Below are 13513 nucleotides of genomic sequence, written 5' to 3' on the forward strand. Positions count from 1 at the left end.
CCATTATGCTGTCATACTTTACTCTCCCTGAGATTTCTTTTCTACCATTGCTGAAATACCGCTTGCCTTACGCCGGTAAAAAACAATGTATACCACCATCAACAAACAACTCCCGACGACAGCCCAAATTACCGCCTGTTTTGAATAAGACATGATCAAATCTTGATTTTGCCCGATGAGATAACCGATCCAGGTAAGGACTGAGCACCAGAGGAACGCACCAAGTAATGTGTACATGGAAAAACGTAAATGGTTCATCCGGTAAAGTCCTGCTGGGATTGAAATCAAATGCCTTACTACCGGTAACAGCCTGCCAATAAATGTTGAGATTTCGCCATGTCGAAGAAAAAACCGTTCAATCCGATGAAATTTTTCTGGTGGAATAAGTATATATTTTCCGTATTTAAGTATTAACGGCCTGCCAATATAGAGTGCTCCATAATAGTTTGCATATGCACCGGCAAGACTCCCCAAAGAGCCAGCTAATATTGCGAGCCAGGGATTCATGAGTCCCTGTTGTGCGAGGTATCCAGCTGGAGGCATAACCAATTCACTCGGGACAGGAATAAGAGAACTTTCCATGGCCATGAGAAAAAATATCCCCGGATATCCTAAGATACCGATCCCTTCAACCAGCATCTTCATAAAACTACTGATCATGCAATCACTCCGTATTGCGCCATAAATGAATTAATAGCGATTTCTTGAAAGAAACGGATTAAATGTCTGAATAACTTGTTTGGGTAATTCTTAAGAAACCACTATCCAATTGAAGGATAGTGGGCAAAAAAAATTTCCCCTTCAAATCAATGAACTCGCCTCACTCTGCATCTAACCGTTTTTTTCTCATTCGTTTGATTTTCGCCTGCGATTAGTTCGAATCGGCTTCTGGCGCTGCTTTGCAAGCTCACGTTGCAAGGAAAGAATGAGTCTTTCAAAGCTGGATCGAAACACCTCAAGATAATCAATCCCGGCACCTTTAATTGTAATTTTACCGGTGGGCCGGAGCTTCGCGGAAACCATACATTGCTTGTCTTGGCCTCCTTTTGGGCCGTTGACATCCGAAAAGCGGACCCGGACCCGCATGATGACGGCACGAAACCTCCATAGGAGGATTTGCAGTTGGCGCGCCACGATATTTTTTGATTTTTTGTTAAATTCCAGCTCATTCCATTTGACATCGAAATTCATACAATCCTCTCTTGAGAGTTTCATTAGCGCTTTAATCAGCCGGTGTCCTTGGTTGATCATAAAATAACTGTTTTTAATAATGTTAAAGCTGGCGCCTAATCAATAATTACCTCTTGTTTTTCAGCATACGCTGTCTTTGCCACCTTCGAGGTACCGAAAAGTGTCATCCCGTCGAACCACAGGTACAGTACAGGAGTGATAAATAACGTAATCATTTGTGAGAACAAGAGTCCGCCGACAATTGCGACACCGAGTGGCTGACGCAATTCAGCTCCCGCGCCTAGCCCGATCGCAAGGGGTAATGCGCCCATGATAGCGCACATAGTCGTCATCATGATTGGCCTGAAGCGGAGCAAACAAGCCTTGCGAATCGCCTGTGCAGGTGGCATGTTTTCCCGGCGTTGTGCATCTAAGGCGAAGTCGATCATCATAATTGCGTTCTTTTTTACCACACCAACCAGCAACAAAATACCAATCATGGCAATGAAGCTGAGCTCTAACCCGGTTATTCGTAAAGCCAAAAGTGCACCAACAGCAGCCGATGGAATACCAAGCAAAATCGTAACAGGATGTATCCAGCTCTCATACAGCATGCCGAGAATCACATAGATCACGGCTATCGCAATAACGATCAACCATAACTGGGTGCTTTGTGATTTTTGAAAGAGTGCTGCAAGACCGGCGTAAGAACCGAAAATGGAAACAGGGAGTGCGATTTGTTGCTGCGCGGCTTTGATTGCCATCGTTGCATCGGACAGTGCTTTTCCGGGTTGAATGTCGAACGAAATCGTCACCGCCGGTAGCTGCCCTTGATGATTGATTGCCATGGTACCTTTCGCTCGATTGACTTTGGTGAAGGCACTGAGGGGGACCAACGTTCCGGTAGCGTTGCGCACCTGGATTTTCGAAAGACTACTCTCATCGCGGCGATACTCATCGGCGAGTTCCATGATGACCTGATAGCTGTCCTCCGGTGCATAGATAGTCGATACCTGTTGCGTGCCGTAGGCTGCATACAAGGTGCTGCGCACCCCGGCCATGTCAACACCCAAAAGCGACGCCTTGTCACGATCAACCAGCAAACGTGCCTCAAGACCATCCCGTTGAGAATCTGAATTTAACCCGACGAACACGTCTGATTTTTTTAATTCAGCAATTAATTTCTCAGCCCAAACATCCAAGTCATCGGGGCTCACCGATTGCAGTGTGTATTGGTACATACTCTTCGAGCCGCGACCACCGATTTTAAGATTCTGAACCGGACTGAAAAACATCTGGATATTCGGCAGGAAACTGGTTTCCTTGCGCAACTGCGTCAACACAGCAGCCATAGGCGGTCGTTTACCAATGGTTTTGAGAGTGATGAAAAATGAAGTCGAATCATGGTTAACTCTCGAAACCACATCCTTTACGTTGGGATCCTTTAATATCACGGCTTCAAGCTGTGATAGCACGGCCAACCGTCCTTCATACGACATATCCTGAGGCGCATCGACATTAGCGGAAATCTGCCCGGTGTCTTCCAGAGGGAAAAAACCCTTGGGCGCGATAATATAAAGCCAGGCGGTAAAAGCAAAGGTGGCAAAGGCCACGGTTAGCACGACCGTTCGATGGGCCAAGGCCCAGTCAAGAGCGAGGCTATACTTATTCAACACATAGTTGAATCCATTCTCAAATGATCGCCTCCAAGCGGGCGGAGAACGACGTTCATGGCGATTTTTGATCAGCATCGGCACCAGCACAGGGATAAGCGTTAGGGCTGCGGCGGCTGATACCACAATTGCAAGCGATACAACGATGGCAAACTCATGAAAAAGCAAACCGATTGTGCCGGGCATGAAAAAAATCGGGATAAAGACGGCGATGAGCGAAATCGATATTGATATAACGGTAAAAGCAACCTCGGAGGAGCCACGAACTGCTGCCGCATATGGCTCCATGCCTTCTTCTATATAGCGCATGATGTTTTCCAGCACTACGATAGCATCGTCGACCACCAATCCAACGGCAATCGTTAATCCCATCAGCGAAATATTGTTGAGGCTCAAACCGAATGCGTACATCAGGCCAAAGGTGGCGAGCAGCGAGATAGGCAAGGTTATTGATGGAATCAACGTTGCGGTTATCTGGCGCAGGAATAATAAAATCACCATGATGACGAGGCCGGTGGTCAGGAGCATAGTCAGATTGACGTCGTGAATAGAGTTGCGAATCGAGATCGACCGATCATTGAGCAACTGCACTTTTACCGAGCCGGGCATTTGACTTTCCAACTTTGGAATCATGGCTCGAATGGCGTCAATCGTGGCAACAGTATTGGCACCCGGCTGACGCCGGATCGCCAGGAGAATCGAGCTTTCGCCATTAATCGAGCTGGCATTGTTGGTGCTCTCTATACTGTCGAGAACCGTTGCAAAATCAGATATTCGAACTGATCGGCCATCATGCGATGCCACAATAATGTTGCCGAAATCTTTGGCTTTCATCAGTCCTGCGGGCATTTGCAGTGACATCATCTGCCGATTACTGTCAAGCTCGCCGATTGGCGCATTGGAGTTGGCCGCTTTTAATGCCGCACTTACGTCGGCTAAGGTCAGGTTTACGGCGGCCAGTCGATCCGGATCGACTTCGATGCGTACAGCAAATCGCTTATGCCCGTAGACATTTACCTGCGCCACACCGTTCAACGTCGAAAGAGCAGGTACAATAAGATTGTCGGAATACCCATTCAGATCGGTTACCTTTAAGGCAGGCGAACTGAGGCCAATCAGCAATACCGGGTCATCGGCGGGATTGATCTTTCTGTATGATGGCGGCGTCGTCATTTCGGTCGGCAATGATCGAGTAGCCCGGTACAGCGCTGCCTGTACATCGCCGGCAGCAGCGTCGATATTGCGACCTGGATCGAATTCCAGGGTGATCTGTGTTTCGCCCTGAATGCTGCTGGACGTTGTCGTGAGCAGTCCGGGGATTGCGGTAAACTGTTTTTCAAGCGGTGTCGCAACCGACGTTGACATGGTTGCCGGGCTCGCGCCGGACAATGTCGCGCTGACCTGAATGGTGGGTGTATCGTAGTTGGGCAATGCAGAGATAGGAAGCTGCAGCCAGCACGCAACCCCACCGACAATTACACTTAGCCACAGCAGTATCGTGGCGATCGGACGCTGCATGCATTGTTCGGAAATTTTCATTTTACCGACTCGCTCGCCATGGTGCCGGCACCAGTAGGTTTGTCAGGCGAACTCTTGGGACCGTTCGGATCCGTCACTTGGACCAACATCCCGATGCGCAGATTCTGGCCACCTTCGAGAACCACACATTCACCACTTTTTAATCCATCAATCACGGCCATTTCATCTTGAACACGTATCAAGGTCACTGGTTTGGAGAATACCTTGCTGTCACCATCCACCGCATACACAAAACGCCCAATGGGTCCTTCCATGATCGCCTGTGGTGGTAGGACCACGGCCCCCTTGCTAACACCTGCATGCAACGTGACCCGCACGAAGGCGCCGGGCCATAAATTCTGCTGCGGATTGGGAAAAGCAGCTTTCATATTAATGCTGCCTGTATCGGTGTTGACCGTGTTGTTGATAAACGAGAGCTTGCCTTCAATTGTTTTGCCATCAGGATTGTTGATAGAAACGATTATCGGTGCACTTGCGCGCGCCGCAAGGATCGGATTTAAGTTTTGTTCAGGCAGGCTGAATTCAACCCCTATAGGATCAAATTGCGCAAGAGTTACCAAAGGCGCGGTTGCGGACACCTGGGCCAGACTTCCAGCATGAACTGTCACAGCGCCGGCTTTGCCGGAAAGCGGTGCAGTGATAGTGGTATGTGCGACCATCACCCGTGCGCTCTCTATTTCAGCTTCAGCGGCTTTGAACTGGGCGTGCAAGGCATCGGCTTTGCTGGCGGCTGTATCGACCGCGCTGGGAGCAATAAAATTTGATTTCGCCAGTTCTGTTGCTCGACTAAAGTCGCGCTTGGCATCGGCAAGCTGCGCAGTGATTTGCGCAGCCTGTGCCTCAAACCGTTTTAACTGCGCTGTTGCATCACTTGCGTCTAGCGTGAACAATAATTGACCAACTGTAATTTCATCACCTTCCTTAAAATTCACGCTCTTAATTGTTCCAGTGAGTTGTGGCCGTACGTCTACTTGGCTAAGCGCAACAAGATGTCCCTGCGCTGAAAATTCAATGGGAAAGTCCTGTGTCTTTGTCGCCGTCACACTCACCAAAGGAGGTTTTTTCGGAATGGTCGATTCCGTCTTGGGGCCGAAGAAAAATCCAAATGTGAACGTGAGGGTAGAGCCAATGATGATAAGGCCAATGAGAATTGTTGTCTTTTTATTGATAGCCATTTAGTTTTCACAGTATCGAATCTCATCTGTGCCATTATTGGGAGATATGTTCCTTCGTTACACGCTTGTGACAAGCCAGCCATTGACGTTTTCGATTTCAACTTCGTCGAGGTTTCCAATCGATGCCGCCAGTTGGAGCTTGCTGAGCAAATATTGATATCTTGCAAGAACTAGGTTGTAGAGATTCTGGTAGTGGATTTGCTGAGCATTGAGAACATCTACCGTTGTTCTAATACCTACATCTCGCCCCATCTTGCTTGATGCTACGAAAGACGCACTTGAGAGCAGCACCTGTTCAAACGCTTTGATCTGTGCTGCACCGGTTTCGACACCATAGAATGATTGACGGGTCATTTGCTGAGCATCACGAATCACTGCCTCAAGAGCGTCGCTCTGCTGAGCAGCTAACGAAACAGATTCCCTGTATTTAGAACTGCGATAGCCACCGGTATAAAGGGGAATGGTAAGTTGCAAACCGATGGTACCGTCGGAAGTACGATCCGGAAGATCGGAACCAGCGGACGTGCTCCCATCCCATTGCGTCCCGAAACCGGCAACCAATGTAAGGATGGGAGAGCTTACTAAGCGGTAGCGTGCAATCTCACTCTTCGCAATCTGTAGACCCATCTTTTGGGCAAGCACTGTCAGGTTACCGGACTGTGCTTTTTCAAGCCAAGAGTCAATAATTGCGGGTTGGGGTGGGATCGGTGTTCGGGTCTCTGAGATCGGGACTAACTCAAAAGGATCGAGGTTGGTGAGTTGCTTATATTCGGCCTGCTTGAGCTTGAGATCGTTTCGCGCTGAAATTTCGCCGGCAACAATAGCATCGAAACGAGCTTGCGCCTCATTCGTATCGGTAATAGTCGCCGAGCCAACCGAGAACGATTTTTTCGCTTGAGCCAATTGCTGACTCACCGCATCCATTTGCGCTTTCACCAGGTCGACATTTTTCTGCGACAATAATACTTCGAAGTAGGCCTTGGCGACACGCAACATCAAATCCTGTTCAGCGATACGATATTGCACTTGCGCTTCTTCAGCCTGAAGATTGAGTTCATCACGCATGGCAAATGCAGAAGCATTGTAGATTGGTTGTACCAGCGATATGGCTGATCCGTATTGGGGGCCTTGCTCGTTTGTGCCGGCGGTTAAAGGATCCCCGGGATGAACGCTCTTCTTGATTTGGTCCAAATTTGCTGTGAGTGCAACTTGTGGTAAAATCAGCGAGTCACCCTGCGTCGATTTCTCTAAACCTGCGGCCGATGCTTTACCTGCTGCCAAAAAACTTGCGTCGTAGACACGCGCTGCATGCCACGATGTGAGCAGATCCGCCGCATTGGAATTAGACGCAAAAGTCGTAAATATCACGACAAGGAGGACTTTCTTTAACATGAATTTTTTTCGGTTCGGTGTTTCAATGACATGAATTGTTGTTGATAAATAAACTGGTTGTCTACACTAGACAAGCTTCGGTTAGGGTGCCATTTCAATCATCACAACAATCCAATTGAGCTAATATTGTCTGAGTCGATAGCGTCGGAGACACCTCTATCTGTATTAGTAATCGATCTATCATGAAGAATTGATGAAGACCTTTCTCAGGAAGGAAAAAGGATTCCTTCATATTGGTCTTTTTAGAAATCAACCAGCATTTCAGACATGAAGGATGTCCAGTGGCAAGGTTCAACTAGAAGGCAAACCTCATTGGTTGAGACTGTTCCTGACAAGGAATGGATTGTATGTGCGTGGATATTGCGTTAGGTCAAAAGGTGTTTATCCTGAAAGAAACGGTCCCGCACCAATGTCAGAAACCATGTCAAGGCATGTATTCAAAAGCCTAAGGGACCCAACAAAACAAGTAGAAGCGTCACGAAAGACTCTGCCAATATCTATGTGAAAGATCAAGAACTCTGCGATTGCTTTGCTACTACCGACCCGCTGAAGGGGATGTTCGATCTCAGCCGTGTGCCCGAGGAGGATGAGGCCGCGTTGAAGTGGATTGCCCTCGCCGCTTTGCACGGCATCAACAGCAATGCCGAAAAAATTTCCCTGATTACCACCAGGGACGGCAATGTCAAGGTGACGGTTGAATACCGGCAAGGCGAATTGCCTTCCACCGGTCTGGCCGTCGGCAGGAAGATTGTCGAGGCGATGCGGGCGATGACCCGTATCGAAAAAGATGAGGAGAAAACGACCATTGCCTTCGGCATTCGCAACAGCAGTATGGATCTGAAGATCAAATCACGGCCATGAAGGGGATTACCATTACCTTTCCCTGAGTGGTTTGTTAAAGAAAATCAATGCAAGGATAACAATCGGAGTGCGGCGCAGCCTCGTGGTGGCTAAACTGAAGAAAAATATCACTCAATGAATGAAATCATACAGTTACAAAGCGGTATAGAAATTTATCTTCGCACCATTGAAGGTGATGGAGATAAACCCTGCCTGGTATTTCTGCACGAAGGCCTAGGCTGTACTGCCATGTGGAAAGACTTTCCGGATCGACTTTGTCGCATGGCCAACTGTTCGGGGCTCGTGTATGACAGAACGGGGTATGGGAATTCGTCACCTCTTTGCCGCACTTGGACTATTCACTATCTGCATGATTATGCCCTGAAGGAATTGCCGGAAATTCTTGAAAGGACAATTCCTGGTAAGCCGTTCATATTGATTGGCCATTCCGATGGCGGTAGCATTAGCCTTATTTTCGGTGCCGAAAAACCAGCTCTTCTCAAGGCAATTATTACCGAGGCAGCGCATGTTTTTGTTGAGCCGGAAACTTTAAGAGGCATTCTGGCAGCGGTAGGAGCCTACGAAAAAGGCCACTTTCGTGGACTTGCTAAATATCACGGTGATAAAACCGACGCTCTCTTCAGGGCATGGGCCGACACCTGGCGCAGCGAGTGGTTCAAGTTTTGGAATATTGAATATGTATTGCCCTCCATTGCCTGCCCTCTTCTGGTCCTGCAAGGCAGCCAGGATCAATATGGTACGGAGCGGCAGGTAGAAACGATAGTTGCAAAATCGTCGGGTCAGACAACCTCCGTTCTTATCGACAAGTGTGGTCACGCACCCCATCAGGAGCAGCCGGAAAAAGTTTTACAAATACTGGCGGAGTATATTGGTCGGTTGCTTTAAGACAAGAGGCCCAATGCTGGGATAACCTCACTTATTTTTTGTTCTGGCTTCTTCCAATGAAAAAGTTCTGGTGAATTTCCATCTGACAGATATGATATTGATAATTGACAAGAAACGACCTCCACCAGGGGAACCCTATGAACAAATCAGACCTCATAGAAGCGCTAGCATTAGACCAAAATCTTCCTATTAAAACAACTGAAGCGATTGTCGCTACTGTATTGGATACCATGACAGAAACTTTGGTCGAAGGCGGCAACGTTGAAATTCGTGGTTTTGGCAGTTTTACGGTGCGGGAATACCAGCCCTACGATGGCAGAAATCCAAAGACCGGTCAAAAACTTGAAGTGAAGTCCAAAAAACTACCTTTCTTCGAGGTGGCCAACGAACTTCGTGAAGCTGTTGATCGCTCAAAGTCTTGAGAAGGGAGTGAATGATGGCACTTTCCGTTGTCGATTTATACAGAGATGTGTTGGCAAAAACTAACTGCCGTGATTGCGGTTTTCCGACCTGCCTCGCCTTCGCGGCCAAGGTTGTTTCTGAAAAGCATCCTCTCCGCAATTGTCCACATATTGCCCCTGATCTCCTGGCTCGCAGTGAGATAGAACTGGCCGAGCAGTACGCACAAGGAAAATGGTTAAAACGAGATATGGCTGAGGATGCCTTGCAATGGGCAAAGAGTCGAGCGGCGTCACTCGCTATCGAAGACCTTCCGGCCCGAATTGGAGGTGAACTCATTCAAATTAATGGAGAGAAAGCCCTCAGACTTCCTTATTTCAACGAGCATCTTCATATTATAGGAACCTCAGTAAGCAGACCTGATGGCGGTGAATTGACCAGATACGAACAAGTATTTATCCTCAATCATCTGGCCCAAGGCGGTAGCAGTCTACCGAGTGGCAAATGGAAAGGCTTTATAGAGTTTCCAAACACCGTCTCTAAAGCAGTCACTATGAAGAAAGCCGTGGAGGATGAGCTGATTGAAGGATTTTCTGGTAGAAAAGAAGAACTTCTAACCCGGTCTCTGGCTCTTGGCGCTATACCAATGTCTGCAAATGAAGGCTCCGCTGATGTTGCAGTTGTTTTTACGCCACTCCCGAGACTTCCAGTGGCTCTGCTGTTTTGGGATGCCATTCCCGGAGATGACTTTCAGTCTCAGGCGAAGCTGATGTTTGATGAAACGGTGGTCGAGCATCTTGATATTGAATCAATTGTCTTTCTCAGCGAAAGACTCAGACAATTGCTCTGTGATTAATTCTTCCCTAAATAGTGGTTGAAGGTGGGCAGATCTTTGTCAGTTTGAGTATTCATATAGTAGCCTTCACACCCGCAACTCTCTCTTTACATACGAATACGGCATGTTACGGAGAAGTACTGTTGGGAAGGTTCATATGAAAAAGGACGGTTAGAGTAATCGCGAATACAAGGACCTCAAAGGTGAAGCAGCGTAACAGGAGACCAATATGAGAAGTTACAGAAAGGAGCTGTGGTTTGAAGTCCCTACCCGCAGAGGGTTTATCAATATCACGCCCCAGGTTCAAGAATGCCTGCGAGAAAGCTGCATCACTGAAGGTTTGGTCCTTTGCAATGCGATGCACATAACCGCCTCTGTTTTTATCAATGACGATGAGTCTGGATTACACCATGACTATGAGGTGTGGCTGGAAAAACTTGCACCCCATGCCCCAGTTGAACAGTACAGACATAACGGGTATGAGGATAATGCCGACGCCCATATGAAGCGCCAGATAATGGGCCGTGAGGTGGTGGTTGCTGTAACTGAAGGAAAACTTGATTTTGGTACTTGGGAACAAATATTTTACGGCGAATTTGATGGCAAAAGGAAGAAAAGGGTACTTGTAAAGATAATCGGAGAGTGAGAGCTTCAATATTTAGAATTCCCTAAAAGTTTCGAATCCAGGTGTTGGAAATGATGTCAAAAAAAATCAAAAAAACCGACCCACCAATTTATGGTTGGTTGTAGTTCAGTTCCGACGACTATATATCTGCGATACATCAAAGGTGAATAATGTCCCAGACATCAGCTTCGTTTTTAGGTTCGAGGCTCATGATAAATTCCGCCCATCCTAATGGTGGACTTAGAATTTCGGCACCAAGAGTTTTCCCGTAACCTTTGTCCCTGGTCCACTTGGGAATGACCTGCATTTTGAATCGTTCACCTCCTCCGGAGATGATGACATTTATCAACCGCGCCTCACACTTCAATTTTCTGGGAAAATCGGTCATGCAAATGCCAAGATGGGAGACGTCGGCAATATCGCCACGAAAAAAGCCAACACCATCGAAAGCGTCAAAAGAGAGATTGGTCATTGCAGTTCGTTGATGTCTTCTTTGTTCCATTATTTCGTCCTCCAGTAGTTGAAACTCTAATATTTGTCTTGCCGTAAAGTGTCTGTTCAATAACTGGTCTGAGATGGATTACATTGGTGGTCAATGAAAATCCATCTCAGGCGAGACCGACTTTTCTCCAATATCCTTCAATTTGAAGCTTATTTTTGAGGAACTCGAAGAGGTCAGTTTTAGTGTAACTGCCACGAAAGCAATTGCGGAATTCAGTTATCATTGCCTCTTGTTGTTGAGGTTGGTAGAGGTCCCACTCAATTAAGAGGTCCTGTTGTTGATCATTGGTCATGGCACGCCTTTTTTCTTGGGTTAAGTTGACAGTCGTTGTTCTAGGAACCGCCACCAGCTCTCATAGCTCCTCTTCAATTTGAAATACTCCGCAGCCATCAGAATCCCTTCGTTGCTTTCACATAGATTCCAGCGATGGATAACGTAGTCTTTCTGTTTTTCGGTCTTCATGGTTTCCCCATTGCTGGCCATTATAAATTCCATAGCTTACAAATATCTTACTATCGGAAAATTCAACCGTGGAAAGAGTGAGAATTCGTGCTTTTTTGAGTGAGGCAGATAGCCTTTCTAATGTTTAACTTCGCACGAGGGCAGGGCGGTTAAAGATTTTGGTATTGTGGCAAGTGTTTTTGTGCCTTAAGAAAGAGGCATTTCTGCGACTGTCGAAAGATACCCTTATGAAAGGTTCTGATCTTCTGCTGAGCGGATTTGGGAAATTTAACGTCAGAGACAAAAAGCCTCGCCGTGGACGTAGTCCGCAGACAGGAGAAGATCTCGAACTGGATGCCAGGAGAGTTGTGACTTTTCATCCATCAGGGATTCTGCGAAGCAAGGTTAATGAGGGTTGATTTTCGTTAGGAGTCAATGATCTCCCGCGATCTACAGAAGCGCTTTGATCTTCTCTATCGTCCGAGGCGCAGAACCCTCCAAATGATTGGTTACATTTGCGAAGACCTGATGTTGCCGTTCACGGAGATCATTCACAACATTTTCAACCGCAAAAGCTCATCATCTCTTGGATCAACAATCGTATCCCAAATATTCTTCGTCCGTTCTTCAATTTCCCTCTCGATCCATTCCATGAAGTCTAATCACCCCAGGATCACTCAACCAATCTTTGAACTTCTCGTATACCTCGAAGATTCCCACGGCCAGAGCCTTTAGCTTTTTCTCAGAGTGTTGCTGGCATTGCTGGCATAGAAAACCTTTAATTGACCTCGTGTCCTACCCATAAAACTTCGCCAATCATGCTGAAGTTGCCTGTGTCAACGATGTATGGTGGATAAAGGAGCGAATTTTCACTTGTCACAATTAATGTAGTTCCTTGGAGCGATAGCCTTTTAACCTTGACAGTACGATTTTCACGAAACGCATATGCCTTACCATCAATAATGTCGGTGATATTATTTTTTGATAAATTAACTAGGACGACATCTCCATTATATAAAAATGGTTTCATAGAATTACCTGTAACCTCAAATAGTGCCATTTGATCAGGGTTTCCATACTTCATCAGGAAGTTTTTGTGGAACATCATGTCTGATTCAACAAGGTCTGTATCTGGAAAAGAACCTTGATCGACTGGTAGCTGTGCTGCAAATTTGGGAACAGAAATAAAATTTGCTGTGTTCTGAGGAATTGCATAATCAGGTCGATTTGTTTTGGCGCCTGAGACTTTTGAGGACGAAGCGGCGTCACTCATTGATTCGGAAAGGTCTTGTTTTGTAGAATGCACAAGCGGTGGATAAAATTTCTCGGGAGGATTCCCTCTGAGTATCCATTGACCAAGCTCTAGCAGCTTTTCATAATTCCAACCAAGTTGATCTGCAATCCTTCTTCGCGTAGATTCACTTCCTTGCCTCCTCCCATTTATATAATTATTCAGAGTAGTTGGCCCCATGTTGAGCTTTTTAGCTATCGCGTTTTGCTTTATTCCTTTGGCGGATAAGATATGCATGGTTGCGATGCTGAAAATTTCCATTATGTCAGATTTGTTATTTTCCATCTGCGGATTATACACATTCTGCGGATAAAAATAAACAACTAATGTGAAGATTTTTGTTTACAATAAAATCACAATATGTGTATAAATGTGCCTATACTCCATTAAACGTACATTTATTGTGGATTTACTGGCTTGTGTTTACATTGTGTAAATTTTTTGGCATGTCCCCGCAAATGATACGTGATCTGCAATTGTGGTGACGATTGCTTTCGAAAACAAAGGCTAAAGATTTGTCACTAAAAAAGCAAATACCGTTTGAGTCGTCAGCGATATCAACTGGAGAGTCACTTTATCAACTGCTTGCACAAGCCTACTTGAGGTCGTATCTCACAGAGAGTGAGGATGAAGCATTAATGGAATCTATCTCAATGGAATACTTAGGTTAATCGAAATGTGTTCTGTTAACCCAAATAAACAAAACATCTGGCAACTGGCTCAAT

The 13513-nt window shown here is 46.4% G+C and carries 13 protein-coding genes; 6 read left to right on the plus strand and 7 right to left on the minus strand.

Going from position 1 to position 13513, the window contains the following annotated elements; translation table 11 throughout:
* Positions 1–18 precede the first annotated feature (18 nt).
* The 5 genes from OEL83_11225 to OEL83_11245 form a co-directional block, all read right to left on the minus strand.
* Positions 19–660 carry a DedA family protein gene (locus OEL83_11225; GenBank protein ID MDK9707608.1) on the minus strand — a complete coding sequence of 214 codons (642 nt, stop codon included), beginning with the start codon at positions 658–660 and terminating at the stop codon, positions 19–21.
* A gap of 186 nt (positions 661–846) precedes the next feature.
* Positions 847–1191 (minus strand): hypothetical protein, encoded by a 345-nt coding sequence (locus OEL83_11230; protein ID MDK9707609.1) that lies wholly within the window; start codon positions 1189–1191, stop codon positions 847–849.
* Positions 1192–1286: 95 nt separating this feature from the next.
* Positions 1287–4382 carry an efflux RND transporter permease subunit gene (locus OEL83_11235; GenBank protein ID MDK9707610.1) on the minus strand — a complete coding sequence of 1032 codons (3096 nt, stop codon included), beginning with the start codon at positions 4380–4382 and terminating at the stop codon, positions 1287–1289.
* Complete coding sequence (locus tag OEL83_11240) at positions 4379–5557, minus strand: efflux RND transporter periplasmic adaptor subunit (protein ID MDK9707611.1); 1179 nt, start codon at positions 5555–5557, stop codon at positions 4379–4381. The genes OEL83_11235 and OEL83_11240 overlap by 4 nt, the downstream gene beginning before the upstream one ends.
* A gap of 57 nt (positions 5558–5614) precedes the next feature.
* Positions 5615–6949, minus strand: a complete 1335-nt coding sequence (locus OEL83_11245; GenBank protein ID MDK9707612.1) for a TolC family outer membrane protein — start codon at positions 6947–6949, stop codon at positions 5615–5617.
* A 501-nt stretch (positions 6950–7450) separates the two neighbouring features.
* Here OEL83_11245 and OEL83_11250 point away from each other — a divergent pair.
* The 5 genes from OEL83_11250 (at position 7451) to OEL83_11270 (ending at position 10575) form a co-directional block, all read left to right on the plus strand.
* A complete protein-coding gene (locus OEL83_11250; GenBank protein ID MDK9707613.1) occupies positions 7451–7810 on the plus strand; it encodes a hypothetical protein in 360 nt (119 codons plus the stop codon).
* Positions 7811–7924: 114 nt separating this feature from the next.
* Positions 7925–8695, plus strand: coding sequence for an alpha/beta hydrolase (locus tag OEL83_11255; protein MDK9707614.1), 771 nt, complete (start codon positions 7925–7927; stop codon positions 8693–8695).
* 137 nt (positions 8696–8832) lie between these two features.
* Positions 8833–9117 (plus strand): integration host factor subunit beta, encoded by a 285-nt coding sequence (locus tag OEL83_11260; protein ID MDK9707615.1) that lies wholly within the window; start codon positions 8833–8835, stop codon positions 9115–9117.
* 11 nt (positions 9118–9128) lie between these two features.
* Positions 9129–9950, plus strand: coding sequence for a DUF3786 domain-containing protein (locus OEL83_11265; protein MDK9707616.1), 822 nt, complete (start codon positions 9129–9131; stop codon positions 9948–9950).
* 208 nt (positions 9951–10158) lie between these two features.
* Positions 10159–10575 carry a secondary thiamine-phosphate synthase enzyme YjbQ gene (locus OEL83_11270; protein ID MDK9707617.1) on the plus strand — a complete coding sequence of 139 codons (417 nt, stop codon included), beginning with the start codon at positions 10159–10161 and terminating at the stop codon, positions 10573–10575.
* 136 nt (positions 10576–10711) lie between these two features.
* Here OEL83_11270 and OEL83_11275 read toward each other — a convergent pair whose 3' ends face one another.
* Positions 10712–11056 carry a hypothetical protein gene (locus tag OEL83_11275; protein MDK9707618.1) on the minus strand — a complete coding sequence of 115 codons (345 nt, stop codon included), beginning with the start codon at positions 11054–11056 and terminating at the stop codon, positions 10712–10714.
* 635 nt (positions 11057–11691) lie between these two features.
* Between OEL83_11275 and OEL83_11280 the strand changes: the two genes are divergently transcribed.
* Positions 11692–11916 (plus strand): HU family DNA-binding protein, encoded by a 225-nt coding sequence (locus tag OEL83_11280; GenBank protein MDK9707619.1) that lies wholly within the window; start codon positions 11692–11694, stop codon positions 11914–11916.
* A 359-nt stretch (positions 11917–12275) separates the two neighbouring features.
* On the opposite strand, the gene OEL83_11285 is transcribed toward OEL83_11280, so the two are convergent.
* The gene (locus tag OEL83_11285) at positions 12276–13073 is read right to left on the minus strand and encodes a LexA family transcriptional regulator (protein MDK9707620.1); all 798 of its coding nucleotides are present in this window, start codon (positions 13071–13073) and stop codon (positions 12276–12278) included.
* Positions 13074–13513: the final 440 nt, after the last annotated feature.

This window comes from Desulforhopalus sp. (assembly GCA_030247675.1).
Taxonomy (GTDB): Bacteria; Desulfobacterota; Desulfobulbia; order Desulfobulbales; family Desulfocapsaceae; genus Desulforhopalus_A.

What these genes read in the sequence shown, in the direction of transcription:
- OEL83_11225 (MDK9707608.1), bottom strand. Translation starts at nt 660, where the DNA reads ATGATCAGTAGTTTTATGAAGATGCTGGTTGAAGGGATCGGTATCTTA.
- OEL83_11230 (MDK9707609.1), bottom strand. Translation starts at nt 1,191, where the DNA reads ATGAATTTCGATGTCAAATGGAATGAGCTGGAATTTAACAAAAAATCA.
- OEL83_11235 (MDK9707610.1), bottom strand. Translation starts at nt 4,382, where the DNA reads ATGAAAATTTCCGAACAATGCATGCAGCGTCCGATCGCCACGATACTG.
- OEL83_11240 (MDK9707611.1), bottom strand. Translation starts at nt 5,557, where the DNA reads ATGGCTATCAATAAAAAGACAACAATTCTCATTGGCCTTATCATCATT.
- OEL83_11245 (MDK9707612.1), bottom strand. Translation starts at nt 6,949, where the DNA reads ATGTTAAAGAAAGTCCTCCTTGTCGTGATATTTACGACTTTTGCGTCT.
- OEL83_11255 (MDK9707614.1), top strand. Translation starts at nt 7,925, where the DNA reads ATGAATGAAATCATACAGTTACAAAGCGGTATAGAAATTTATCTTCGC.
- OEL83_11260 (MDK9707615.1), top strand. Translation starts at nt 8,833, where the DNA reads ATGAACAAATCAGACCTCATAGAAGCGCTAGCATTAGACCAAAATCTT.
- OEL83_11265 (MDK9707616.1), top strand. Translation starts at nt 9,129, where the DNA reads ATGATGGCACTTTCCGTTGTCGATTTATACAGAGATGTGTTGGCAAAA.
- OEL83_11270 (MDK9707617.1), top strand. Translation starts at nt 10,159, where the DNA reads ATGAGAAGTTACAGAAAGGAGCTGTGGTTTGAAGTCCCTACCCGCAGA.
- OEL83_11275 (MDK9707618.1), bottom strand. Translation starts at nt 11,056, where the DNA reads ATGGAACAAAGAAGACATCAACGAACTGCAATGACCAATCTCTCTTTT.
- OEL83_11285 (MDK9707620.1), bottom strand. Translation starts at nt 13,073, where the DNA reads ATGGAAAATAACAAATCTGACATAATGGAAATTTTCAGCATCGCAACC.